Here is a 23904-nt window from a genome sequence, read left to right as displayed (position 1 = left end):
GAAGGGCAGGATTAGAGTTGCTAAGAATTAAGATGGTGATGGAACATGTCTTTTTCAACTAAATTGAAGAAGAACCACAAAAATGTACATTCTTATTATACAAAGGCGTACACTCTTGCACATCAAAAGTGTACACCTTCATAAACACTGATTATCAACAAATTAGCAATACTTTTTTTTTTTAATATACCAATCCGGGAGTTTTCTTCTTCTCACCAAACAACCAGGTGTTCAGCCAACGATTTACATATACATTGACCACCGCACAACCAGTACCGATCACCGCACCTGCTATTACATCCGAAGGATAATGCACACCCTCATTCATTCGTGAAAATCCCACCGAACAAGCCCAAAGGGCCGATGGAGCAATCACATACCATTTAGGATACTTAATACTCAACGATGTAGCCAATGAAAAAGCAGCCGACGTGTGACTGGACGGAAAAGAAGGGCTACTCTCCGTACTGTACGGATGCACCCGCCCCGGATAGCGGTCATAAGGGCGTTCACGTCCCACCAGATGTTTTATACCATAGGTTAATACTACTGCTTCAGCAACACTTGTCCCAATATATACAGCATCTTTCAATAGTTCTTTATCCTTTCCTATACCCGCATAAATAGCCATGGCCACAGGTACACCTACCGAAATATAAGGTGCCGAACGAGAAAATACTTTGCTATAATTCCGCACAAACTTCCCATCCATACTGTTTATTTTATGCAACGTGTTTATATCCCAATTTTGTGCCTGAGCGCCTATTATACAGAACATCGAAACACAGATAACCACAAATTTTCTCATCGTATTCTTACTTATTAGATTGGACAAAGATATAGCAAAAACATTGAGTATTCATAAAAAAAATAATATCTTTGTTCCCTTAACCATTAACATGTCCTTATTTAATCCATGATAAAAAACAGTTCTTGTAAAAGATTCACCAACTGTGCACAGTGCTCCAAAACAGCTGAAAGTACACTGATCTACAGGAGTTTTCCCAGAGGACAACACTTCCCTGCTGATAAATGCACACAGAACTGTATGATATTCATAATAAAAGGCGAACTACTTGTAAATAGCCAGGAATATCCTGGTACCAGTTTGCATTCCGGACAATTTATTCTTCAGGCCATTGGTTCTAAAATTGAAATACTGGCATTGACAGAGGTGGAATATATTGTATATTGGTTCAACCAACTTCCACAAATATGCGAAGATCGCTATCGCGAAATTCTGAACGGTGCCGAAGCTCCATTGACTTATACCCCCTTGATGATGAATTCCCGCCTTAACAATCTCATAGTTGGCCTCAGCGAATATCTGGCGGAAGGTATTTCCTGCGGCCCTTTTATTGAATTAAAATGTCAGGAACTCGTATTCCTCCTCATTTGTTATTATCCTCAGCCACAACTCGCCAGTTTCTTCTATCCTATCAGTACCTATACTGAAAGTTTCCAATATTTCGTTATGCAAAATTATGGAAAAGTCAAAAATGTAGAAGAATTTGCCCACTTGGGTGGATATACTGTCACAACATTTCGCCGCCTTTTCAGAAACCTGTATGGTGTACCGGTATATGAATGGATACTCGATAAAAAACGCGAAGGAATTCTTGACGATCTGCAACACACCAAAGAACGAATTACTGATATCAGCGCCCGCTATGGCTTCGATTCTTTATCACATTTTGCCCACTTCTGTAAAGCCTCTTTTGGTGATTCTCCCCGTGCCCTGCGATCACGTGCTGCCCAAGGCGAAAAGATAAGTAAGAAATAATAGTTGACATATCTGTCAATTCCACCATAACAACACAAGCTAACCAGTACATTGACACACGGATACATTAAAGAATTATTTCTTTAATTCTTTGGTTAATCAATGTATTTCCTGTACTTTTGCACGAAGAGACGTATGCACGTAAAATAAAATTCATAGTTCTAACAATTAAATAATTTAAAATCAATCATTTATGTGGTTAAGTAATTCATCTGTAGGAAGGAAAGTGGTGATGAGCGTTACAGGTATCGCCCTTGTCCTGTTTCTAACGTTTCACATGGCGATGAACCTTGTTGCGATCATCTCGGCTGAGGGTTACAACATGGTTTGTGAGTTCCTGGGAGCAAACTGGTACGCGTTAGTGGCGACTTTAGGACTGGCTGCCCTCTTCGTGATTCACATTATCTATGCTTTCTGGCTGACAATGCAGAATCGTGCAGCACGCGGTAACGAACGTTATGCCGTAGTAGACAAACCCAAAACTGTAGAATGGGCTTCACAAAACATGCTTGTGCTGGGCCTTATCGTAATCCTTGGATTGGGTCTTCATTTGTTTAACTTCTGGGCTAAGATGCAGCTCCCCGAATTGATGCACAACATGGGGTCAGTAGTAGACACTACTTACGCTGCCGACGGTGTTTATCACATTATCAACACCTTCTCTAATCCTGTATACGTAGTGCTTTACCTCATTTGGCTTGCCGCTCTCTGGTTCCACCTTACTCACGGATTCTGGAGCTCTATGCAGTCACTGGGCTGGAACAACAAAGTATGGATCAACCGTTGGAAATGTATCTCCAATATCTATTCAACTATCGTTGTCATCTGCTTCGCCCTGGTAGTAGTCGTATTCTTCGTTAAATCGTTGGCATGCGGCGCTTGCTAAATTTTATAATTGTAACTGATTAAATCGTAAATAGCATTATGACTCAAATAGATTCTAAAATTCCTGAAGGCCAGTTAGCCGAAAAATGGAGTAACTATAAAGCTCACCAAAAACTTGTAAATCCTGCCAATAAACGTCGTCTCGACATTATCGTTGTAGGTACCGGACTTGCCGGCGCATCTGCTGCCGCTTCTCTGGGTGAAATGGGATTCAGAGTATTCAACTTCTGTATCCAGGATTCTCCCCGTCGTGCTCACTCTATTGCAGCACAGGGTGGTATCAATGCAGCTAAGAACTATCAAAATGACGGTGACTCCGTATACCGTCTTTTCTACGATACAATCAAAGGTGGCGACTACCGTGCACGTGAAGCCAACGTTTATCGTCTGGCAGAAGTATCCAACGCCATCATCGACCAGTGTGTAGCCCAGGGTGTTCCTTTCGCCCGCGATTACGGTGGCACACTTGACAACCGCTCATTCGGTGGTGCACAGGTATCACGTACATTCTATGCCCGCGGTCAGACCGGACAGCAGCTGTTGCTGGGTGCTTATTCAGCATTGAGCCGCCAGGTACAGAAAGGTACTGTCAAGTTGTTTACTCGCTATGAAATGCTTGACCTCGTTATCATCGATGGACGTGCACGTGGTATCATTGCCCGCAACCTCGTAACCGGTGAAATCGAACGTTTCGCAGCTCATGCTGTAGTAATCGGTACTGGTGGTTATGGAAACGCTTTCTTCCTTTCTACCAACGCTATGGGTTCCAACGGCTCTGTAGCTATCCAGTGTTACAAGAAAGGTGCTTATTTTGCTAACCCATGTTTCGCACAGATTCACCCGACTTGTATCCCTGTACACGGTGACAAGCAGTCTAAACTGACGCTGATGTCTGAGTCTCTCCGTAACGACGGACGTATCTGGGTTCCGAAGAAAATCGAAGATGCCAAAGCACTGCAAGCCGGAACAAAGAAACCAACTGATATTCCTGACGAAGACCGTGACTTCTACCTGGAACGCCGTTACCCTGCATTTGGTAACCTCGTACCTCGTGACGTAGCATCACGTGCTGCCAAAGAACGTTGCGATGCCGGCTTCGGTGTAAACAATACCGGTCTGGCTGTATTCCTTGATTTCAAATATGCAATCGACCGTTTGGGTGAAGATGTGGTTCGCGCCCGTTATGGTAACCTCTTCGACATGTACGAAGAAATCACCGACGAGAATCCATACAAAACTCCGATGATGATATTCCCCGCTATTCACTACACAATGGGTGGTATCTGGGTTGACTATGAATTGATGACCTCCATCCCGGGTCTGTTCGCTATCGGCGAAGCTAACTTCTCTGATCACGGAGCCAACCGTCTGGGAGCATCCGCTTTGATGCAGGGTCTGGCCGACGGATACTTCGTACTGCCTTACACAATCCAGAATTACCTGGCCGATCAGATTCAGGTTCCACGTTTCTCTACAGATCTGCCTGAGTTTGCAGCAGCAGAGAAAGCTATCAAGGAGAAGATCCAGAAGATCAAAGCCGTTAACGGTAAACACTCCGTTGATTCTATCCATAAAAAGCTGGGTCACATTATGTGGGATTTTGTAGGTATGGCTCGTACCAAAGAGTCACTGCAAAAAGCATTGAATGGTATTCAGGAAGTGAAGAAAGACTTTTGGACAAATGTACGTATCCCAGGTGATGTAAACGAACTGAACGTAGAACTTGAAAAAGCACTCCGTCTGATTGACTTTATCGAAGTAGGTATGCTAATGGCCCGTGACGCTTTGAACCGTGAAGAATCTTGTGGTGGCCACTTCCGTACAGAATACCAGACTCCGGAAGGTGAAGCGCTGCGTGACGACAAGAACTTCTCTTACGTATCCTGCTGGAAATACACCGGTGAAGATTCAGAACCGGAATTGATCAAAGAAGATTTGAACTATCAGTTTGTGAAAGTTCAGACTCGTAATTACAAGTCATAATTCGGTTAATCAATTAAAGGAAAACAAAAAATGGATAAAAATATATCATTCACGCTGAAAGTATGGCGTCAGAAAAGCCCTAAAGCTAAAGGTGCTTTTGAAACATACCAAATGAAAGATATCCCGGGTGACACATCGTTCCTCGAAATGCTGGATATTCTGAACGAACAAATTATTAATGACGGTGGCGAACCAATCGTATTCGACCATGATTGCCGCGAAGGTATCTGTGGAATGTGCTCTCTGTACATCAACGGACACCCACACGGACCTGCAACAGGTGCTACTACCTGCCAGATGTACATGCGTCGTTTCAAAGACGGTGACACAATCACTGTTGAACCATGGCGTTCTGCCGGTTTCCCGGTAATCCGCGACTTAATGGTAGACCGTTCTGCTTATGACAAGATCATGCAGGCTGGTGGTTACGTAAGCATAAATACAGGCGCTCCTCAGGATGCCAACGCTATCCTTATCTCTAAGGACATCGCTGACGAAGCTATGGACGCTGCTGCATGTATCGGTTGCGGTGCTTGTGTAGCTGCTTGTAAAAATGGTTCGGCTATGTTGTTCGTTTCAGCAAAGGTTAGTCAGTTAAATCTGCTTCCACAAGGAAAAGTAGAAGCTGCACGTCGCGCGAAGGCTATGTTGTCTAAGATGGACGAACTCGGATTCGGTAACTGTACAAACACTCGTGCTTGTGAAGCTGAATGTCCGAAAAATATTTCTATCAGCAATATCGCTCGTCTGAACCGTGACTTCATCCTTGCAAAACTGAAAGACTAAATATAATTTAGTATTTGATTAATAGCAGAAGAATCCCTCACCCAATATAGGTGGGGGATTTTTTTCTCTTAATCCGAACTGGGTGAACAGAGGATAGAAGTAATGTACTTTCATTATCACATAATAGAAGATTTTCTGCAATATACAACCATAAATTAGAGCTTTTTCTACAAAGAAATAGAAAACAAAGAAACGTCTCATCCTGCGTATTAAAGGCGATTTCAGACAAAAGCTTAACCTATTTTCTTAGGAATTAAGAAAATAAATAGATTATCACAAGCTTAATAATTATTAATACATTATATTTGCAAAAAGAAAAGAAGATGTATCACGTATTCAATGTATAAATAGCATAACTTACAGTGCATCTTTTTAGTTGCGTGAACAAATATTTGTGCCAGACTGAAACCGACCAATTTTCATCTCAAACTTCGGCACAGAGAAAGTCCCGCAACCTTTATTGCATATATATGTTATATTTGTGCTTTTTATGTACAAATAGATTATTTCGTATATATACAAATAAAGGGAGCGTGGGCTGACTCATTATTCGAAGGGAGGTTCTTGGTCGGACCACAGTCTAGAATAATGTTTCGGTCACACGCTCTCGTTTTACAAAACAAGCGCCTCCGAAACATTTGCATCTATTTTTATTATAAAGAGTATTAAAAAGAATTTATGTACACAAGAAAAGAGAAAAAACAGTGAACAGTTACAAGAAAACAAAATACAGGCATGGAGGTTATTAATATATTAGTCCATTGCCACGAAAAATAACTCTGATTTAATAGTTAATAGAATTTTATCATCCCTTATGTAAGAGAGGATGCCGGCAGCTGATAAATCTTTATGAAAAGCACACGAGCGTGTGTGCGAACTGTCAGGCATCTATTTAGGCAGGGCGTCGCTGTGAAGCGATGCCCTTTTTTCAACACATTATGAAGGAAATACTACTATGCTTTCCCGGAACGTATGTTACGGGGAGATGCACCAAAATTCTTCTTGCAAAAATTAGAGAAATGAGGCAAAGATTCGAAGCCATATTGATAACAAATTTCAGATATAGTAGCCTGCGTATAGCGAAGATCATAGATGATTCCCTCTTTACGTCGCTTCATCATCCATTCATAGACGGGTTCATGAAATACAGAGTTAAAAATACGACGAAAAGTGGTTACAGTATATCCTCCTAACTGAGCAAAGTCTTCTACTGTTTTCACTTTAGCATGATTTTCGAGAACGAAATATTGAAAGCTGGTAGTATATTTAGAAAGTGGATGTATCAACGTAGATAACTCGTAATCGGAATAATAAGAACTAAGAATAAAAGCCAGTTCTTTTCGCTTCAATGACAGCAATTCACGACAAATTTTTTCCTTAGACAAATAAATTGCAGATCCTTCGAGAAAATGCAATAACTCAGGTACTATTTTTAGTGGAGAAAAAATCAGAGGCGGAGTTACATCGTGCATGATGTAATTGTAACGCTCTTCACAAAAAAGTTCAGGTTTGTTAAAGCTATAACACACACATTCAGCATCTGCCATGACAAGTATTTCCAGTTTTGAACCAATGGCCTGAAGAATAAATTCACCAGCATGCATCATCGTACCGGCATACTCCTGGCTATTGATAAGTATTTCACCTTTGAGTAGAAAAATGATAAGATTTTCCTCACACTTCTGAGCAGGTTTATGGAACCCTCTCGGATGAGAAGCGTGGATGATAGCATTGTTCACTGCCTTAGGACATTCCGGACAGTTCATCGTTACTCCACAAGTGGGGGTACCGGGCATAGTAGTATATATTATTTGTTTATGTTTCCAGCAAATGTACAAGAATATTTTAATAGACAAAGCATCCTACTAAAAAAATCCTCAAGAAAAGCTATAATAACTCTCCTTGAGGAATCAATTAATCATTTATATGCCATCGGTGTAGGCTGGTTTATCTGTTTTGAACACCTTTCTGCTATCCTTTCACATGCTTGTGACCGGAATAATTGCTAATGTGCTTCTCGTTTTGTTGAAATAATAAACCAATGGTTGGGATTAGACACCTTCGTAAATTTTATTTCCTGAGGATATATATTATTATCAGCCTCAATAATGAACTCATTTTCACCCTCTTTCGTTAAGAAACTAATTATCGGTTCATATGATTTATAATAATACTGCGCACTCATGCCATAACCTTTCCAAAGAATACGAATTTGATCATCAGTCCCTTCTACTACTTCATATTGAGTAGTATATACGCTTCCTATGTTCTCCTTACAAATAGCCAAAATCGCCTGAAGGCTTGTTTCCGGCTCAAATGGATTGGTATATAAACCGAGATAAAAGTCATTAAAGGTAGTTCCGAAATCATTGTTCATGATATAAACCATACTATTCCACAACTGACGGAAGCGGGTACTACTACGCTTATTTGCAAAATACCACGTATCCGTTGTCTGATTAAAAATGCGATTGATAGGCAAGGTTCCTATCTCAATTGTATTTTTATCATCCTTGAAAACAAGTTTTTTCTCTGCATCATCCCATTTGAGACTTTCTATTGTTGCACCTCCAATAGTTACGGGATTGGCACATTTCGCTCCTTCCGCTGTGAGAATAAATGACATCAACTTTGTTTCAACCTTGTCATTTACCGTATGACACTAAGAACAAGGAGTTTATCGCACAACTAACCGATCGCCTGAAACAACTGCTATTGGACATGAATCCTAAAGAAATACAAGTAAAAAAACAGATACGTGAGATTATTTCGCAACTGAACCAGATTGACAGTAACAATATATTGCAAGATTTCCGGGATTCATTTGAAAGTATTCATCATCATTTCTATGAGAACTTGAATGAAGAATATCCTACTATTACAATGAAAGAAATGCGCTTGTGTGCCTTGTTACGATTAGGATTGTCTACCAAGGAGATTGCTGATATTACTTTCAAAGAGGTACGGAGTGTGGAGTCTGCACGCAACCGCCTACGTAAAAAACTGCAAATCTCCCAAACGGAAGACTTGCAGAAGTTTTTGATGAGTTTTTAAGCTATACACTTATTGGAATCTGACTATTCTACGGTAGCACCACCTTCACCTTTTATCCAATTGGTGACTGTGGCACTGGAAGAAATTTCTTTCCGCATGAAAGTTAATGTAATATCATAAGATATGCCTGCCCGAAATTCATTACCGGTAGTTGAAGTTACTTTAGATACATTCAACTCTCCATGATTAGTGACAACTGTGAGGTTTAATTCTGCATCACCCGTAATAGGAGCAATCATTACAGCCCCTCCTGCCCTTACTGCTTTGTCTTTAGGGATGGGTACTCCATTCCCGGCAGTTACATTTAAAGCATAAAGATTCTGAGTTTCGCTTACTGTTAATGTTTTACTCGTCAAATCGAATCCTACAGGTAGCTGAATACCGTTCAATTGAATCATACGGACATCGTCCATATCATCTTCGGGTATGCTTTCGCCTTTTTGTATGTAAAAAGTAAGCTGCGTAAGTGCATGGCTGAATGCCAGCGAAGGAGCAGCACTACTTTTGGTACCGAAAATTTCGTTAGAAACCAGTACGTCTGTACTTCCGTCTGCCTCAATCTTACCAAAGGTATAAAGCTGTCCGGTTACTTTTCCAATGGGAGAGAATGCCTTCATAAAGGTTTTACCACCATCGGTAAGGTAATACTGTTCGTTTTTGAAAACAACAGCGGAACCTTTTGTGGGGGAAGCAATGATGGATTCCTTGGTATCGGTAGACCAGGAAGGAGAGGCATCGTTATAGGTGGTAGCATCTGAAGTAGTTTCCCAACCTAAAATAGTTGCATAAAAAGGTTCGTTCTCGCCGATTGCTGCACGTGACTGGGCTATCGTTCTTTGCACTTCTGCACTGAGACGAATTTCCTTCGGGCCAGAGGGAGACATAGCACTATCAGTCTCTGTATCTATGATTGTACAGCTTGCTAATAGTGCTATGAAAGATATTAAGAAGGGGGTCTTAATCATTCGATAATTATTTATTCTACATCACCAGAACCTGTACCCTCTTTCCACGCAGTAACTGTAGTTTCAACTGAGATTTTTTCTTTGAATGTAAGAGTTACAGTGTAAGCTGTACCTGCTGCGAAAAATTCACTGTCATCAACAGTTACTACTACATTATCAAAGGTCTTATCACTTGTCCCATCATTAGTTACGACAGTTAAGCTCATTGTTTTTTCTGTTGTGGGAGCAATCATCAATTCTGAGTTAGCTATAGGCGTAGCAACATCCGGTATTTCAATACCTCCATCAGCAATCGTCACTGATATTGGAGTTGATGGAGCTTTCGTTACCAATGCATTACTCTTTAAATTAATACCTGTAGCAACCTGAGGGGCATTTAATTTAATAGATTTTAGCTTAGTACCATTCAACAAACCATTACCCGCTTTAATAGAAAATTTAACCTGAGTCAGTACATGGTTAAACACAAATCCTGCTACAGGAGCAGCGGTTCTACTTCCTGAAATTTCACCTGCATACAAAATATCCATGGAACCGTCTTCTGCTATACCTGTAAAATTATAAATACCATCAGCTACAGTACCTGCAGGATAACAAGCTTTCATGTAAGTCTTTTTGGTGTTGTCTGTATCGTAATATTTATTAAGCGTAACAGTTGTTGAAGTAGCTACATTTATGTCCGCAGCTGTAACAATCCAAGGAGCAGCTGTAGCATAGTCAGGAGCAGTTGTACCTTCCCATCCTAATATGGTTGCCTCAAAGGTTCCACTCGTCAATGGAGCTCTTGTCACCCCTGCAACTACATTCGTTTTTACCCCTGCAGTAACCTGAATCGCTACCGGTTCCCCATTATCAACTGCATCTATACCCTCTACTTCTGTGTTTGAACAACTTGCCATCATTCCCAATGCCAATGCTGAAAAGATAAATGTCTTCATACTTCTTGTCTTTAAAAGTTTATATTATTGTTTTATTTGTTTCTTATATCACACTACTATTTCCTGTTTCTATCACCCAACTAACTACTGTAGCAGTCGTACCTATTTTCAATAAATTGAATGTCACCTCTACAGGTGCTTCGGCTTGTACCTCTTTTATAACCTGAGTGATATCTGTCGTTATTGTTTCTTTTGCTTCATCCTCATATGTAAAACTCATTTCCAAGATAGTCTTTCCCTCTACATCTGCTCTTGTAGTACTGATTTCATGCAGGAGAGGCAATAACATTTTTCCTTCAAAACAGACTCTGTCTTCCTTATATACCGATATCAAATCAAGATAACACTCGGAAGTAGAGTAAGCAGCAATTTCCATAGTGAACAATTTCAGCGAATTGATCATCCCGATAAGATGCGCCTCAGCCTGTTTCACTTTCTTACTTGTTGGCATCTCAAAACAAGCTTTCAATACCAAAGGGTGAGGTGAGAGTACTACTAATGGCCCGTTCGTCTCGGTGACATTGAATTCTGCCACAGAAGAAAACATCATTTCCGGATGCATTACATCACCGCTCACTCCCGGCTCTAATAACTCTATCGCTGCATCCTCCGCCACATCCATATTACTGAACTTCACATTGGTCTCTGCTTTGTTCATACTAAGCAACAGCAGCTTATATTTACCAGGCAACAAATCATTGATATAAACATCATCGCCAACTTCTCTTGAAAAAGGTTTCAAAGAACGACTTTCCGGATAAAACACCAACCATTCTCCTTCCGGCTTACTATATTTCCCCCAATTGACTTTAACATGAACCGTACCATCGGGTACACTCTCAACGTCATCCTCAATAGGACGAAAAGAACAAGATGAAAGCAACAGGATTATTCCTTCACACAGTACAAGACACAGCACTTTCCATGAAGAAGATTTTCTTACTTTTTCCATCTTCTGTTTCTTTTGATACAACAAATATAGAAGATGAAAATAAACTAAAACAATACTTAGATAACTATTTTAGGGCACTGGAAGGGTTCGTGAAACGATTGGAAGTTTTTTGCAAGTTTGGGACTTTTCTATTCGCGAAACTTCTATCGTTTTACACTAATAAGCCACACTAAAGAGCATTTAACTTTTGTAGGTCCGATGTAAACAATACGGCGTGTGTCTTTCCAGGTTAGTTCTCCCTGGTCCGAAAGGTAGGTGTGAAAGTCAGTAGTCAGACAGCCTACCCCCAAGCTGAACTCCAACGAAAAATGGCGGCCTATGCGCCGGGTATATCCATAACTAAGACCGCCGGCAGCATAATACTTTCCCCGATAACCTGTTGTTTCGCCAAACTGAAAGTCATAATTACCGCCTTCGGCATATAATCCGAAGAAATGGCCGATCAAGGGATCACGCGTGCGGCGATTGCCCAACCAGCAACGTCCTTCAATGCCACCGGATACTAACTGATAGCAGAAATTACGCTCATTATTCAACCACCAGGGGCATTTGTATTCGGCATTCACTGACCAACGACGTCCCAAGGGTATCTCCAACTCAAGATTCGGAGCTAAAGCAATGTCATAAAGCAGATTGTTTTTTAATGCGAGAATCGTCTTTCGCCGTTTCGGAGTAATCAAAACCGATCCGGCGTCCTCCGGTTCTATAGATTCTGTCAGAAGAGCCGGAGACTGTTGTCCGACAGTCGATGCAAAGCCGGATACAGGTTCTACCCCGTTCAACGGAGCTACCAAATCGGCATAATTCCAGCTCACCTGTATCTCCGTCCGGTGTAAGCGAGGTAAAAGCGATTCCTGAATATACGTATAGGGTTTCTTGCCGTTAAGATATTGCAAAAGTTTTTCACACTTTGCCGGATCATAATGATGATAATCTATCACACGCAACACATCTTCCTGATCAGGAACTCCCGGATCGGACGCTATCAAAGTACGCCAATCCATCCAATCTGTCTCTTTACGACAGAGCACAAACTTAGCATGCAGGCGGGGATAACGTTCGTTTATATAATCTCTCACTGCCTCGGCACGCCGTGCAGCCAACCAGGCATTGAATTTCAGACTGCCTTCCGGCACTATCAATGAAGTTATTATCAAAGAATCGGGATGTGCCGTTTCCAAAGAATCGGCAAAAAGAGCATCAAGGGCAGCAATCGTTTCACTATTATCCAGATAATCCGGATCTATCTCATCCTGATTGAAAGGGAAATAAATATAACTACTTCTTACCGTATCCTTCTTTACAATAGGACGAGTGCCCTGAGCATAGTTTGCCCCGGGTATCATAAGAAGTAATCCTAAAATAGATATGATGCAGATACGGCTTTTCATAACAACACATTAAACAGGTAGCAAATATAGAAAAGAGATTCCAGAATAAAGCAGAATCAATACTAAATCTGAGAAAGAATGTCTCATACAGTGAAATGATTGACAGATATTTGCAACTCCGGAGTACTTCCCACACGGGGAGATATGACAGGCGATGCTGATTATTGCAATGCAGGTTAGCACTAATTTTCACAGCAGGCAGAGGGATGGCAGCAACAATCGTCGTCCATTCTGCGAAAATCCGCATAAGCCCGTGTTTCATCTGATGATAACAGCATTTGTCATTACTGCCTCTGCCTTCCCCCGTATGGATAAAACCTTATCTCGTAGAGTAACGTATGGTTCTCCGGTATGCAACGTTGTTTTACATGTACATGTTTCACTGCTCGACATGTACATGTCGTACTGCTCCACATGTGCATGTCGTACTGCTTTACATGTACATGTAAAACACAGTTGCATACTGACCAACGGCTTGTTGCTTCCTGACTCAAACAACGAGCCATACCGGGGAATAGTAACGAGGCTACTCCTAAGTACTTCCAGCGCGAAAAAGCATACCGGATCTTATATCAGAATCGTGCAGTTTTATATACCGGACGATCTCTGACACCCCCTTTTAAATAGGGTTGTGTACGATAACAGTGAAAAACCGTGAAAGAATTTAAAAGAGAACCAATATTGAAAGAAATATTTGGAGGAATAGAGTGGAAGCCTTACATTTGTACTGTGATTTTTTTCATAGTATTAGATTTAAGGTTAACAAAGGTTGGAGCAAGGCGTTGCTCCTTTTTTTATGCCTATCATTGAAGTAACTGATACATTCCGCCTGCCAGTACCCGTATCACCCCCTTCATTTCAAGTTCAAACAAAATAGCATTCATTTTATGTACAGCAATATCGGTTTCAACTACCAATGTATTGATCTGTAAAGCCCCCTGTGCTTGCAAAAGAGAGATAATCCGCTGTTCTTCTTCTGATAATTCCGGGAAGAGATTCCGCTGAACATTCTCCACTTTCCGAGACTGTGAAGAAGCATCCCAGCACATGGCTTTCACAAAATCTTCGGCAGACAAAAGAAGAGCTGCTTTATTGTCACGAATGAGTTGATTACAACCGATAGAAGAGGCATCCATCGTACGTCCGGGAAAAGCAAAACAGTCGCGATGATAACTTTCGGCAATATCGGCCGTGATCAGTGAACCGCCTTTAGCAGCAGACTCCACGACAATCGTAGCATCTGCCATACCTGCTACAATACGGTTACGGCTTATAAAGTTATGTTTATCGGGATTGGTCCCGGTGAGAAACTCGGTCAGTAAACCACCTTGCTGCAACATGTCAACAGCAGTTTTCCGATGGACGGAAGGATAAATACGATCAAGCCCATGCGCCAATACGCCAATGGTAGGAAGGCTGTTGGCAAGGGCCGCACGGTGTGCATGAATATCAATGCCATAAGCCAGACCACTTACAACAAGTACATCCGGACAGAGGATTTTCAAATCGCGAAGAAAAGAAGCACAAAGCTGCTTGCCATAATCAGTAGCGTTACGGGTACCTACCATATTAATAACGCGAAGCGCATTCAAATCGGCATTTCCTTTGAAAAAAAGAGCAATAGGGGCATCATCACATTCGCGAAGACGGGACGGATAATGTTCATCGGCCAAAGTAAGACATTGAATATGGTTCTTCTCTGCAAATTCATACTCTTCGCCGGCACGTACCAATACCTGTGAACAATCCAATGCTTCCACCACGCGGTTGTTTACTCCCGGCAAACGTTCAGGAAGTTCCTGCCGGAAACGAAAAACGTCAGCAGCACTTCCAATACCATCCACCAGCTTCTTTGCCCAAATATGCCCAATGCCCGGAACCTGTGTCAAGGCAATGCTACAAATACACTCTTCGCGGCTACTCATTGCAAGTAGGGCGCAAATACGCTGTCGAACAGTTCACTATCACTCAAACGCCCATTAACGACACATACAGTTTCAACGGTTGCCTTTACTACTACTTTGCTATCACTCTTCCGGAAGATATCCTGATAGAACACGTACTTGATACCTTCTTTTTTCATATAGAGTTTGGAGACAAATTCGTCTCCACTCTTCAATGGAGTTTTAAAGGCCATATTGATACGGGCAACAACCGGATCAACTCCCTGCTCATGCAATGCAGCAAAACTGACACCCACAGAAGAAAGGAATTCATGACGCGTATGTTCCAGATAGTGTTGATAATTGGCATTGTTGACAATGCCTTGCAGGTCGCATTCATAATCGCGTACCTTCATCTCCAGCTCGTAAATATAATTCATGGTTGTAATGTTATAAAGTTATAGGGTAGTAAAGTTATAACTCTCCTTACAACCCGCCTTTAAACTTTTTCAGTTCATCCACAGAAACCAGTTTGTAGAGCTTATCACTCGGACGTATCTTATCGAGTTTCATGGAAAAACGTTCTCCCTTTTTTACGTTTTGTACCGGTTCAAGATCAACACGTGCCTCTTCGAGGGTAGCAAACAAAGCTCCGGTAGTCGGTCCGGTTACCAATAACTTATCGCCTACATTCAATTCGGCTGCTTCTACAAGAAACTCGGCAACACCGATATTACTAAAATAACGGATTCCTTTACCCACGTAGATCTTACGTTCTGTAGCTGCCGAACCATAGTTCTTAGTCCACTCTCCCAAACGCTGTCCCAAATAGTATCCGTCCCAGAAGCCACGATTGAATACACACTTCAGGCGTTCATCCCAGGCAGCCACTTTCTCGTCAGTGAAAGTATCGTCCAGATAAGCCTTGATAGCCTCTTTATAACACTCCACCACGGTACGCACATACTCAGGACCGCGGGCACGGCCTTCTATCTTGAACACCCGTACACCGGCATCCATCATCTTATTCATAAAATGAATCGTCTTCAGGTCTTTGGGTGACATTATATACTGATTGTCAACGTCCAGCTCCACATCCGTCTCTTTATCCCGCACTGTATAAGAACGGCGGCACACCTGCATACAGGCACCACGATTGGCAGAACTGTTCATCTCATGCAACGAAAGATAACACTTACCGGAGACAGCCATACACAAAGCACCGTGACAGAACATTTCAATACGAATCTGTTCGCCCGAAGGGCCACATATATTTTCTTCTACGATATGACGATAAATCTCCGCTACCTGCTCTAAGTTCAATTCGCGGGCAAGCACTACCACATCGGCAAACTGAGCATAGAATCTCAAAGCCTCTATGTTGGATATATTCAGTTGGGTAGAAAGATGCACCTCCTGCCCGATCCGGCGGGCGTAACTCATCACCGCCACATCGGCAGCAATCACAGCCGAAATACCGGCTTCTTTCGCCGCGTCAACGATAGTGCGCATCAGTTCCAGATCATTATCATATATGATTGTATTCACCGTCAGATAACTCTTCATCCCATGTTCATCACAGGTCCGGGCTATTTCGCGCAGATCGTCAATGGTAAACGTATTGGCCGAACGGGCACGCATATTCAAATTTGCAATGCCAAAATAAATAGAGTCGGCACCTCCCTGAATGGCTGCTGCAAGTGATTCACGGGAACCAACAGGAGCCATTATTTCAAAATCATTCAAACTAAAACTCATATACTTTATTAATAGAAAGCTTATTATCCCCCCGGTCTTCCGGGAGGTTTTTCTCATAATTCAATCAGTTAAATAAATCAAGAAGTACAAAGGTAGGCTTTTTTCCGTATTTTTGTAGCGATAACGAAAGTTACTTCAACCGTAAATCGTAAAATTAAGTAAACCGAAAATGAAAATAGGTCCTATAGATTTGGGCGAACGCCCTGTATTCCTTGCTCCGATGGAGGATGTGACAGATCCTGCCTTCCGTTTGATGTGTAAAAAGTTCGGATCCGATATGGTGTATACGGAGTTTGTTTCGAGCGATGCACTGATACGCTCTGTCAACAAGACCACACAGAAACTTTCTATCTGCGACGAAGAGCGTCCTGTTGCCATACAGATATACGGAAAAGATACCGAAGCTATGGTAGGAGCAGCACGGATTGTAGAAGAGGCGCAGCCTGATATACTGGATATCAACTTCGGATGTCCCGTAAAAAAGGTGGCCGGTAAAGGTGCCGGAGCTGGGATGTTACAGAATATCCCAAAGATGCTGGAGATCACCCGTGCCGTAGTAGATGCCGTAAAGATACCTGTTACAGTAAAAACCCGCCTGGGTTGGGATGCCGACCACAAAATCATTGTAGATCTGGCAGAACAACTACAGGACTGCGGTATTGCCGCACTCGCCATCCATGGACGTACCCGGGCACAAATGTATACCGGAGAGGCAGACTGGACACTTATTGGTGAAGTGAAAAACAATCCCCGCATGCATATTCCGATCATCGGCAACGGAGACGTCACCTCGGCAGCAACCGCCAAAGCGTGTTTCGACCGTTACGGAGTAGACGCCATCATGATTGGCCGGGGCAGTATCGGACGCCCCTGGATCTTCCGCGAGGTGAAACACTATCTGGAAACAGGAACCGAACTTCCTCCCGAAACCTTTGAATGGTATCTGAATGTGCTTCGCGAAGAAGTGCTCAACAGCGTAGCCCGCCTGGACGAACGCCGGGGAATCATTCACATACGCCGCCATCTGGCTGCAACTCCTCTGTTCAAAGGTATTCCTAATTTCCGGGAAACCCGTATCGCCATGCTAAGAACAGAGTCGGTAGAAGAATTATTCCGAATATTCGACAAAATAAAACCGGATGGTGAATAAAAAAGAGATTGGCTTTAGTGGATTTATCATAAAAAAGTTATTACTTTTGCAGAAAATAGATTCTTTTATAAAGTAACAAACAATATGAGACAACTGCTACTCTTTTTTATTTTATCACTGTTCACCTCTCCGTTACTTCGTGCGCAATCTGTAGAAGAAATACAGAATAGCAAGGAATATATTTGGGGAACCGGCAATGCCTCTACGCTCAAAAAAGCCGATAACGAAGCGTTGGCGGCATTAATAAGCCAGATATCTACCAATGTATCCAGCCAGTTCAGCCAACTGACGGAAGGAGGTACAGACGGAGACAAAGTAACCGTAGACGAAACATTCAAATCAGTCATCAACACCTATTCACGTGCAACACTGAACAATACCCGACGTATCGTAATACAGAACGAACCGGAAGCTGCGGTAATGCGCTACATCAAAGTCAGCGAGATACAACGTATCTTCGAGGGGCGTAAAACAAAATTGCTCGACTTTACTCAAGAAGCGATAAAAGCTGAGAAAAAAGCACAGGTAGCTGATGCCTTACGCTATTATTACTGGGCACTGACCCTACTGCAAAGCTATCCTGACGGGAATTTTCTCACAATGAAAGACGAAGAAGGGAAAGATCAGCTATTATGTAATTGGATTCCCAAACAGATGAATGCTATCTTCTCTCATCTGGAGGTTTCCATAAACGACGTCCACATCGACGGTGATCTGAAAACAATCGATCTGAAAGTGCTCTACAAAGGTCAGCCTGCCCGCAACTACGATTATACCTATTTTGACGGGCGTGACTGGTCAAACATCTTCTCGGCAAAAGACGGACTGGGAATTATCGAAATGCCTGCTGTTGCCAATGCCAAAGGGATGCAGATAAAAACGGAGTATATGTTTGAAGGCGAGTCTAATATCGACAATGAACTGGCCGAAGTCATGCAGTCAGTCAATCCGATCCCTATGCGCAACTGCTATCTGAAACTAACAGGTGAGGAGCCTAAACCAGGAGAAACCCCGGCAGCAACATTGCTGACAGCTTCCGGTGATAGCGCCAAACAAACAGAATCCGCCATGCATTATCTGGCTAACGAAGAAGTTACTGTCTATCAGAGCACTATGAAAGAGGTAGAAAACGCCATCCGCTCCAAAAATTACGCCAATATACAATCTATTTGTACACCGGAAGGATTCACCATGTTCAACCAACTGATTAAATACGGTAATGCCAAAATAGTGAAGGAACCGGAGCTAAAATATCTGGAATGCAATGGTGAGGTAACCTGTCGCAGCCTTCCCATGAGCTTCAGTTTCAATGGCAACCGCCGCACATTCGTTGAAGACATCGTATTTACCATGACCAAAGAAGGTAAGATAGACGCCATTGCCTTCGGACTGAACAAGCCGGCTGTTGACGATATTATGAATCAGACTTCCTGGGGAGACGATGTACGTAAAGTATTGATTAACTTCCTTGAAAGTTATAAAACAGCCTATGCATTAAAACGCTATGATTACATCAACAGTATATTCTCGGATGATGCTCTGATTATCACCGGTTCGGTGCTGAAACACAAAGTAGTAAACGAGGGGCAACCTATGAGCAAAGAGGCTGTGAAGTATACCCGTCAGACAAAGAGTGAATTCATGAAAAGACTGAAACACATCTTTGCCGGAAATGAATATATCAATCTTCGCTTTGCTGACAATCAGGTACGTAAGTCGGGAGTAGGAGGCGAAATCTATGGTATCCAGATCAAACAGGACTACTTCTCGTCCAGCTATGGCGATACAGGCTACCTCTTTTTAATGGTGGACCTCAATAACCCCAAAGAACCCATTATTCATGTACGTACCTGGCAGCCGGAGAAAGACCCGGATTTCGGCCTGATAGATTTAAGTCACTTCTGATCGGAAGTGAACTGAACTCACCACAGAGTCTCACAGAATTTTAAATCTCTGATGAAACACGGATTTACGCAAATGAACGCAGATTAAAAGACTGTAGTTCTTTATCATCTGCTTGTTTCCCTTTGCGAAAATCTGTGTTAATTCGCGTTTCGATTAATCATCGCTTGGCGTACTTCCCCGTGCGGGAAGCATTCAAAACCATACAGCAAGAAATCAATTTTACCGACAACCATCGCATCAGAAAAGTTTTGTCACTGAAAACCGTTACAAAACGACTACACATAAGTTAAAAATCAAACTTATCCGATCATTTTATTTGATAAAAAGGGATTCATTTACAAACATTAATTATATTTGTTCGAAAAATACATTAATCCTAAATTACAGAAACAAACATGTCAAATAGCACTACTAAACGTCTGTTGCTACTATTTATCGTTCTTCTATTTATTTGCCCTGCCATCCCTGTGCTTGCGCAACAAGGAAAAATCAACGTAGCATCTTTCCAACGTATGGAAAGCGACATCACTGCCCGTGTCACAGCTCCCAAACGAGACCAAAACGGTGAAGTCTGTGCACTTATCCGTATCGTGACCAATGTAAAAGACCTTATGTTTGAACCGGACGCCCTGGGAATCACGGCACGTGAAAACAAAACAGGAGAAATCTGGCTGTACGTCCCGCGAGGCGCCCGCCGTATCTCTATTTTACATGACCAACTCGGTATTATGCGAAACTACTTCTATCCGGACATCATCGAAAAAGCTACCGTATACGAAATGGTACTCAACACCGGTGATCAGCAGGATAAACCTGTAGTTGAAAACAACATGCAGCTCATCGTAGTACGCCCCGAACCAGCTACCTCCAATATTTATATTGACGATGAACAGGTGCCGGTTGAGAATGGTCTGTTCAACGCTACCATGCCCAAAGGAGATCATACGTATCGTGTAGAAGCTCCGATGTACCAACCCGAAGCAGGTGTTATTTCCTTAGGGAGCAGTCCGGTAACCAAAAGTGTAGTGCTGAAACCCAAGTTCGGCTATATGGAAATATTCTCCCTGCCCGAACAGGATGCCAAAGTTTACATTGACACAGTTCTCGTAGGTACAACCCCTTACCGCAGTGACCGCATGGCTATCAAAGAGTATAAAGTACGCATCGAAAAGGAAACTTATTTCCCCATAGACACTGTACTGACTGTAGCTGCGGGCGAAACGGTACGTCCCACTTTCCGGATGATATCTACTATCAAGCCAAAAATCCCAATGAATACACTTGTCTTGCTGCAGGCCGGATACAACCCGAACTCTACTACCTTTGGCGCTATGTTAGGATTTGGTAAAAACAAGAACGGCTTCTACATCGGTTTCCGTAGCGACTTTAGTTCGGCAGGGAGCGACTTGGAATGCAACGAAAATGGCACAATAGGTGACGGAAGTATACCTCCGTTCTATAAAGAAGGAGTCACCCACCAATCACGTATGTCAGTTACCGCCGGATATTTCCGTCGCCTCAACAAGACGATCTACCTTTATGCAGGAGCCGGATACGGCAGCCGTACTCTATCTTATGAACTGGATGAACGGGCTGAGGATGAAAGTGGAAAAAGCCTTGAGGGGATACAGGTAAAGGATACAAGTAAATCTCCCACCGGAGTAGCCTTCGAGTTAGGTGGTATTCTGCGCTTCAATAAGTTCCTGATCTCTGCGGGGTACCACACAGTAAATGCCAAATACCACGAAATAAGCGCCGGTATCGGTATGATATTCTAATCCCAAAACGTAAAATGAGATGAAGAAATTCCTATATATAATAATGTGTGGGGTGCTACTCTTGTCAGGCTGCGAAGAAGACAACGAGCCGTTGGCATATCCGCCTACGCTTGCCAGTGGTAGCGTGACGGAAATGACAAGGGTGCAAGCCGTTCTTTCAGGAGCAGCCATCCCCCATCCATCCAGCATCGTGAAATGTGATATCGGCTTTATGGTTGCCACCTCAGACAACATGGCCGATGCGGAATCTTTTGTTGGCACGGAAGAGTCTGACGGCAATAATCAATACCGGGCAACAGCTACAGGATTAAAACCAGGTACCCAGTATTACTTTTGTATCTATGCTAAAAGCGGCAATACACTGGTAAAAGGCCCGGTACAGTCATTCACTACAGAAGAAAGCATTGCTCCTATTGTAAGCGTACCAACCGTTATCAGTAAAGATGAAACTACCCTGACACTTAGTAGCCAGGTGACCGATGACGGTGACGATACTCCGACCATTCGTGGGTTTGCTTATAAAATATATATTGAAGGCGACCCCGACCCGACCAAGAGCGATAACGTAGTATTGGGTTCCCTCACAGCAACACGTGGAAAAGAGGATCCTTTCACTGGTACTGCTATCAATCTGCAATCCAATACAACCTATGCCATACGGGCATATGCCACCAATAAAACCGGAACCGGATATAGTCAGGTCATTACATTGAAAACGGATGAACTAATGACCCCTATTGTTACAATCACTCCACCCAATCCGGATAAACTGACTTCCTATACACTGGAGGTAACAGGAACCGTCACTGACGAACGGGGGTATCCGGTTCAAGAACGCGGCTTTTGCTGGAGTGCGGAGAATCGTCTGCCTGTAGTGATTGAAAACGGGCAAAATCAGGTAACAGCTGATGCAACCAGTACCTTTACCAAGGTAGTGACCGGATTGAATTCCAAAACGAAATACTACCTCCGCGCCTATGCTACCAATGAAAAAGGAACCGGTTACAGTTCTCCGATAGAATTTACCACTGTCGAAGAGCAGACTGCTTCACTGACGAAAATGATTGTATCGGATATTACTTCCGAATCGGCGGTACTCTCGGCTCTGGTAGCAACGGGAATAGGTGCAGAAATCAGAGAAAAAGGATTCTGCTATAGTAAGGAACATAACCCTACCAAGGCAGATAATCCGCAACCTTTCAACGGAGAAAGTAACCAAATGCAAACCAGACTTACCGCATTGGAAGAAGGCGTCACTTACTATGCCCGTGCTTATGCCACTACACGCGATGACACATTCTACAGTAATGAAGTAGAATTCACTACCAGTGCATTACTTGTGCCCGAGATTGGTAATCCTGTCTTCAAGAATGTCACGGAAACTTCGGCAACCATCACTGCCGTTATCATTTCTAATGGGGGAAGTGAAGTGCAGGAACGGGGAATCTACTATAGTCTGACCAATCAAAACCCGGAACAAGGAGGGGCAAATGTACAAACGGCTTTATCCGAGAGTGCAGATCTTGGTAAAATAACGGTTAATCTTACCGGACTGACCGGCGGGCAGAGATATTATGTGAAAGCCTTTGCGCGTAACAGTAAAGGAATCGGATATTGCAGCGCACCTGCCACTCTACTGACTGCAGCAAATACGGCACCCAAAGTGAGTAGTTTGACAGTAATGAACATTCAGGACGATAATGCCAAGGCCAAAGCATTCGTTTCCGATGCGGGAGGAAGCGGTTTAACCATTACCGAGCGAGGGTTTGTATGGAGTAATAATGGAATAACACCTACCCTGGAAAACAATACAGGTAAAGCCGTCGCATCAGGAAGTGCAGATAGTTTTGAAGCATTATTAAACGAACTGAATCCCAGCACCTCCTATATAGTACGTGCATATGCCAAAAACAATAAAGTGCAGGAAGCCGGATATAGTCAGCCCATCAACTTTATGACAGGACAAACCTATGCACCTACTTTGACAGAAGGAAAAAGAGAATTAGTCAAATTCGATCGGATCACCATTAGTGCTGTTATTGCCAATGACGGAGGAGCTACCGTTACCGATTATGGTATCTGCTGGGCACCTGCCGGTGAAACTCCGAACATTAAAGGGAATCATGTTAAAGGGATAATGACAGGAAATACCTTCACCGCAACAGCTACAGGACTTACACATAGTACCTCTTACAGCGTAGCTGCGTATGCCAAGAATAAAGACCGGAATGGAGTTAGTTATATTCCCTTTGGTGATATAACGACTACTGCATTACCTCCCCAACCGGGCGATAACCCTACACCAGATGATCCAATTCTTGGTAAAAAACCATCAATGAACGGTGTGTATAATTCGGGAACATTCCCTACAAAATTAGTTATTACTTCCGGTATTAGTGACAAAGGGAGTGCAGCAGTTACAGCCCAAGGCTTTATTTGGAGTGCTACCGAACAAAATCCTGAAATAGGGAAAGCAGGATGTACCAATGTATCCATCACTCCAGGAGGAGAACTGAAAACTGTTCTCACCGGACTGACACCGGGCACTACTTACTATATACGCTCCTATGCCACCAACGATGTAGGTACAGGATATAGTAACACAGCCTGGCTGACTACCGAACCGGGAGACAAAGTAGAACCCGGAGAAGGAGATAATCCCACACCGGAACCAATTGATAACAAATAAAAAT

Annotated in this window: 20 protein-coding genes; 10 read left to right on the top strand and 10 right to left on the bottom strand. The window is 42.7% G+C overall.

The window, feature by feature from the left end; all coding sequences use genetic code 11:
• Window positions 1-181: 181 nt before the first annotated feature.
• Window positions 182-808, bottom strand: coding sequence for a phosphatase PAP2 family protein (locus tag HCG69_RS08590; RefSeq protein ID WP_221649713.1), 627 nt, complete (start codon window positions 806-808; stop codon window positions 182-184).
• A 108-nt stretch (window positions 809-916) separates the two neighbouring features.
• Between HCG69_RS08590 and HCG69_RS08585 the strand changes: the two genes are divergently transcribed.
• The 4 genes from HCG69_RS08585 to HCG69_RS08570 all read left to right on the top strand — a co-directional run bounded on the left by HCG69_RS08585 (window position 917) and on the right by HCG69_RS08570 (window position 5437).
• The gene (locus HCG69_RS08585) at window positions 917-1783 is read left to right on the top strand and encodes a helix-turn-helix transcriptional regulator (RefSeq protein ID WP_221649712.1); all 867 of its coding nucleotides are present in this window, start codon (window positions 917-919) and stop codon (window positions 1781-1783) included.
• A gap of 193 nt (window positions 1784-1976) precedes the next feature.
• Window positions 1977-2669 carry a succinate dehydrogenase/fumarate reductase cytochrome b subunit gene (locus tag HCG69_RS08580; RefSeq protein WP_002558382.1) on the top strand — a complete coding sequence of 231 codons (693 nt, stop codon included), beginning with the start codon at window positions 1977-1979 and terminating at the stop codon, window positions 2667-2669.
• A 38-nt stretch (window positions 2670-2707) separates the two neighbouring features.
• Window positions 2708-4651: a fumarate reductase/succinate dehydrogenase flavoprotein subunit gene (locus tag HCG69_RS08575; RefSeq protein WP_007482946.1), complete on the top strand. Its 1944-nt coding sequence runs from the start codon at window positions 2708-2710 to the stop codon at window positions 4649-4651.
• 30 nt (window positions 4652-4681) lie between these two features.
• Window positions 4682-5437, top strand: coding sequence for a succinate dehydrogenase/fumarate reductase iron-sulfur subunit (locus tag HCG69_RS08570; RefSeq protein WP_025866861.1), 756 nt, complete (start codon window positions 4682-4684; stop codon window positions 5435-5437).
• Window positions 5438-6390: 953 nt separating this feature from the next.
• Here HCG69_RS08570 and HCG69_RS08565 read toward each other — a convergent pair.
• Both HCG69_RS08565 and HCG69_RS08560 read right to left on the bottom strand, forming a co-directional pair.
• A complete protein-coding gene (locus HCG69_RS08565; RefSeq protein WP_221649711.1) occupies window positions 6391-7233 on the bottom strand; it encodes a helix-turn-helix transcriptional regulator in 843 nt (280 codons plus the stop codon).
• Window positions 7234-7442: 209 nt separating this feature from the next.
• A complete protein-coding gene (locus tag HCG69_RS08560; protein ID WP_255585591.1) occupies window positions 7443-8063 on the bottom strand; it encodes a hypothetical protein in 621 nt (206 codons plus the stop codon).
• Here HCG69_RS08560 and HCG69_RS08555 point away from each other — a divergent pair.
• On the top strand, window positions 8057-8491 hold the full coding sequence (locus tag HCG69_RS08555) for a hypothetical protein (RefSeq protein WP_255585590.1): 435 nt from the start codon (window positions 8057-8059) through the stop codon (window positions 8489-8491). The genes HCG69_RS08560 and HCG69_RS08555 overlap by 7 nt on opposite strands.
• Before the next feature lie 23 nt (window positions 8492-8514).
• Here the strand turns inward: HCG69_RS08555 and HCG69_RS08550 are convergent, their stop codons facing one another.
• The 4 genes from HCG69_RS08550 to HCG69_RS08535 form a co-directional block, all read right to left on the bottom strand.
• Complete coding sequence (locus HCG69_RS08550; RefSeq protein WP_221649710.1) at window positions 8515-9456, bottom strand: fimbrillin family protein; 942 nt, start codon at window positions 9454-9456, stop codon at window positions 8515-8517.
• Between the two features lie 11 nt (window positions 9457-9467).
• Complete coding sequence (locus HCG69_RS08545; protein WP_221649709.1) at window positions 9468-10394, bottom strand: fimbrillin family protein; 927 nt, start codon at window positions 10392-10394, stop codon at window positions 9468-9470.
• A gap of 43 nt (window positions 10395-10437) precedes the next feature.
• Complete coding sequence (locus HCG69_RS08540) at window positions 10438-11346, bottom strand: DUF5119 domain-containing protein (protein ID WP_221649708.1); 909 nt, start codon at window positions 11344-11346, stop codon at window positions 10438-10440.
• A 143-nt stretch (window positions 11347-11489) separates the two neighbouring features.
• Window positions 11490-12737, bottom strand: coding sequence for a DUF3575 domain-containing protein (locus tag HCG69_RS08535; protein WP_196039199.1), 1248 nt, complete (start codon window positions 12735-12737; stop codon window positions 11490-11492).
• A gap of 154 nt (window positions 12738-12891) precedes the next feature.
• Between HCG69_RS08535 and HCG69_RS08530 the strand changes: the two genes are divergently transcribed.
• On the top strand, window positions 12892-13347 hold the full coding sequence (locus tag HCG69_RS08530; RefSeq protein WP_221649707.1) for a hypothetical protein: 456 nt from the start codon (window positions 12892-12894) through the stop codon (window positions 13345-13347).
• Between the two features lie 193 nt (window positions 13348-13540).
• Here the strand turns inward: HCG69_RS08530 and dprA are convergent, their stop codons facing one another.
• Genes dprA through HCG69_RS08515 form a run of 3 tightly spaced genes read right to left on the bottom strand, consistent with a single transcriptional unit; the run spans window position 13541 to window position 16378 of the window.
• The gene (dprA, locus tag HCG69_RS08525) at window positions 13541-14662 is read right to left on the bottom strand and encodes a DNA-processing protein DprA (RefSeq protein ID WP_221649706.1); all 1122 of its coding nucleotides are present in this window, start codon (window positions 14660-14662) and stop codon (window positions 13541-13543) included.
• Entirely contained in the window at window positions 14659-15060 is a 402-nt protein-coding gene (locus HCG69_RS08520; RefSeq protein WP_221649705.1) for a thioesterase family protein, read from the bottom strand. Before HCG69_RS08520 ends, dprA begins: the two co-directional genes overlap by 4 nt.
• Window positions 15061-15106: 46 nt before the next feature.
• Window positions 15107-16378 carry a peptidase U32 family protein gene (locus tag HCG69_RS08515; protein ID WP_221649704.1) on the bottom strand — a complete coding sequence of 424 codons (1272 nt, stop codon included), beginning with the start codon at window positions 16376-16378 and terminating at the stop codon, window positions 15107-15109.
• Between the two features lie 169 nt (window positions 16379-16547).
• Here HCG69_RS08515 and dusB point away from each other — a divergent pair, with 169 nt between their 5' ends.
• The 4 genes from dusB (at window position 16548) to HCG69_RS08495 (ending at window position 23900) form a co-directional block, all read left to right on the top strand.
• On the top strand, window positions 16548-17528 hold the full coding sequence (gene dusB, locus HCG69_RS08510) for a tRNA dihydrouridine synthase DusB (protein ID WP_221649703.1): 981 nt from the start codon (window positions 16548-16550) through the stop codon (window positions 17526-17528).
• Window positions 17529-17612: 84 nt separating this feature from the next.
• Window positions 17613-19433 carry an LPP20 family lipoprotein gene (locus HCG69_RS08505; protein WP_221649702.1) on the top strand — a complete coding sequence of 607 codons (1821 nt, stop codon included), beginning with the start codon at window positions 17613-17615 and terminating at the stop codon, window positions 19431-19433.
• Between the two features lie 395 nt (window positions 19434-19828).
• Window positions 19829-21211 carry a PEGA domain-containing protein gene (locus HCG69_RS08500; RefSeq protein WP_221649701.1) on the top strand — a complete coding sequence of 461 codons (1383 nt, stop codon included), beginning with the start codon at window positions 19829-19831 and terminating at the stop codon, window positions 21209-21211.
• A gap of 19 nt (window positions 21212-21230) precedes the next feature.
• On the top strand, window positions 21231-23900 hold the full coding sequence (locus tag HCG69_RS08495) for a hypothetical protein (RefSeq protein WP_221649700.1): 2670 nt from the start codon (window positions 21231-21233) through the stop codon (window positions 23898-23900).
• Window positions 23901-23904: the final 4 nt, after the last annotated feature.

The organism is Bacteroides sp. K03 (genome assembly GCF_019734355.1).
Taxonomy (GTDB): Bacteria; Bacteroidota; Bacteroidia; order Bacteroidales; family Bacteroidaceae; genus Bacteroides; species Bacteroides nordii.
The sequence above is the reverse complement of the archived record's forward strand: the minus strand, read 5'-3'. Positions and strand labels throughout refer to the sequence as shown.

Coding starts and splice junctions, on each gene's coding strand:
- HCG69_RS08520 (WP_221649705.1), bottom strand. CDS start 15,060: ATGAATTATATTTACGAGCTGGAGATGAAGGTACGCGATTATGAATGC.
- HCG69_RS08555 (WP_255585590.1), top strand. CDS start 8,057: ATGACATCAACTTTGTTTCAACCTTGTCATTTACCGTATGACACTAAG.
- HCG69_RS08500 (WP_221649701.1), top strand. CDS start 19,829: ATGTCAAATAGCACTACTAAACGTCTGTTGCTACTATTTATCGTTCTT.
- HCG69_RS08540 (WP_221649708.1), bottom strand. CDS start 11,346: ATGGAAAAAGTAAGAAAATCTTCTTCATGGAAAGTGCTGTGTCTTGTA.
- HCG69_RS08590 (WP_221649713.1), bottom strand. CDS start 808: ATGAGAAAATTTGTGGTTATCTGTGTTTCGATGTTCTGTATAATAGGC.
- HCG69_RS08505 (WP_221649702.1), top strand. CDS start 17,613: ATGAGACAACTGCTACTCTTTTTTATTTTATCACTGTTCACCTCTCCG.
- HCG69_RS08495 (WP_221649700.1), top strand. CDS start 21,231: ATGAAGAAATTCCTATATATAATAATGTGTGGGGTGCTACTCTTGTCA.
- HCG69_RS08550 (WP_221649710.1), bottom strand. CDS start 9,456: ATGATTAAGACCCCCTTCTTAATATCTTTCATAGCACTATTAGCAAGC.
- HCG69_RS08545 (WP_221649709.1), bottom strand. CDS start 10,394: ATGAAGACATTTATCTTTTCAGCATTGGCATTGGGAATGATGGCAAGT.
- HCG69_RS08585 (WP_221649712.1), top strand. CDS start 917: ATGATAAAAAACAGTTCTTGTAAAAGATTCACCAACTGTGCACAGTGC.
- HCG69_RS08580 (WP_002558382.1), top strand. CDS start 1,977: ATGTGGTTAAGTAATTCATCTGTAGGAAGGAAAGTGGTGATGAGCGTT.
- HCG69_RS08515 (WP_221649704.1), bottom strand. CDS start 16,378: ATGAGTTTTAGTTTGAATGATTTTGAAATAATGGCTCCTGTTGGTTCC.
- HCG69_RS08570 (WP_025866861.1), top strand. CDS start 4,682: ATGGATAAAAATATATCATTCACGCTGAAAGTATGGCGTCAGAAAAGC.
- HCG69_RS08560 (WP_255585591.1), bottom strand. CDS start 8,063: ATGTCATTTATTCTCACAGCGGAAGGAGCGAAATGTGCCAATCCCGTA.
- HCG69_RS08565 (WP_221649711.1), bottom strand. CDS start 7,233: ATGCCCGGTACCCCCACTTGTGGAGTAACGATGAACTGTCCGGAATGT.
- HCG69_RS08530 (WP_221649707.1), top strand. CDS start 12,892: ATGCTGATTATTGCAATGCAGGTTAGCACTAATTTTCACAGCAGGCAG.
- dprA (WP_221649706.1), bottom strand. CDS start 14,662: ATGAGTAGCCGCGAAGAGTGTATTTGTAGCATTGCCTTGACACAGGTT.
- HCG69_RS08535 (WP_196039199.1), bottom strand. CDS start 12,737: ATGAAAAGCCGTATCTGCATCATATCTATTTTAGGATTACTTCTTATG.
- HCG69_RS08575 (WP_007482946.1), top strand. CDS start 2,708: ATGACTCAAATAGATTCTAAAATTCCTGAAGGCCAGTTAGCCGAAAAA.
- dusB (WP_221649703.1), top strand. CDS start 16,548: ATGAAAATAGGTCCTATAGATTTGGGCGAACGCCCTGTATTCCTTGCT.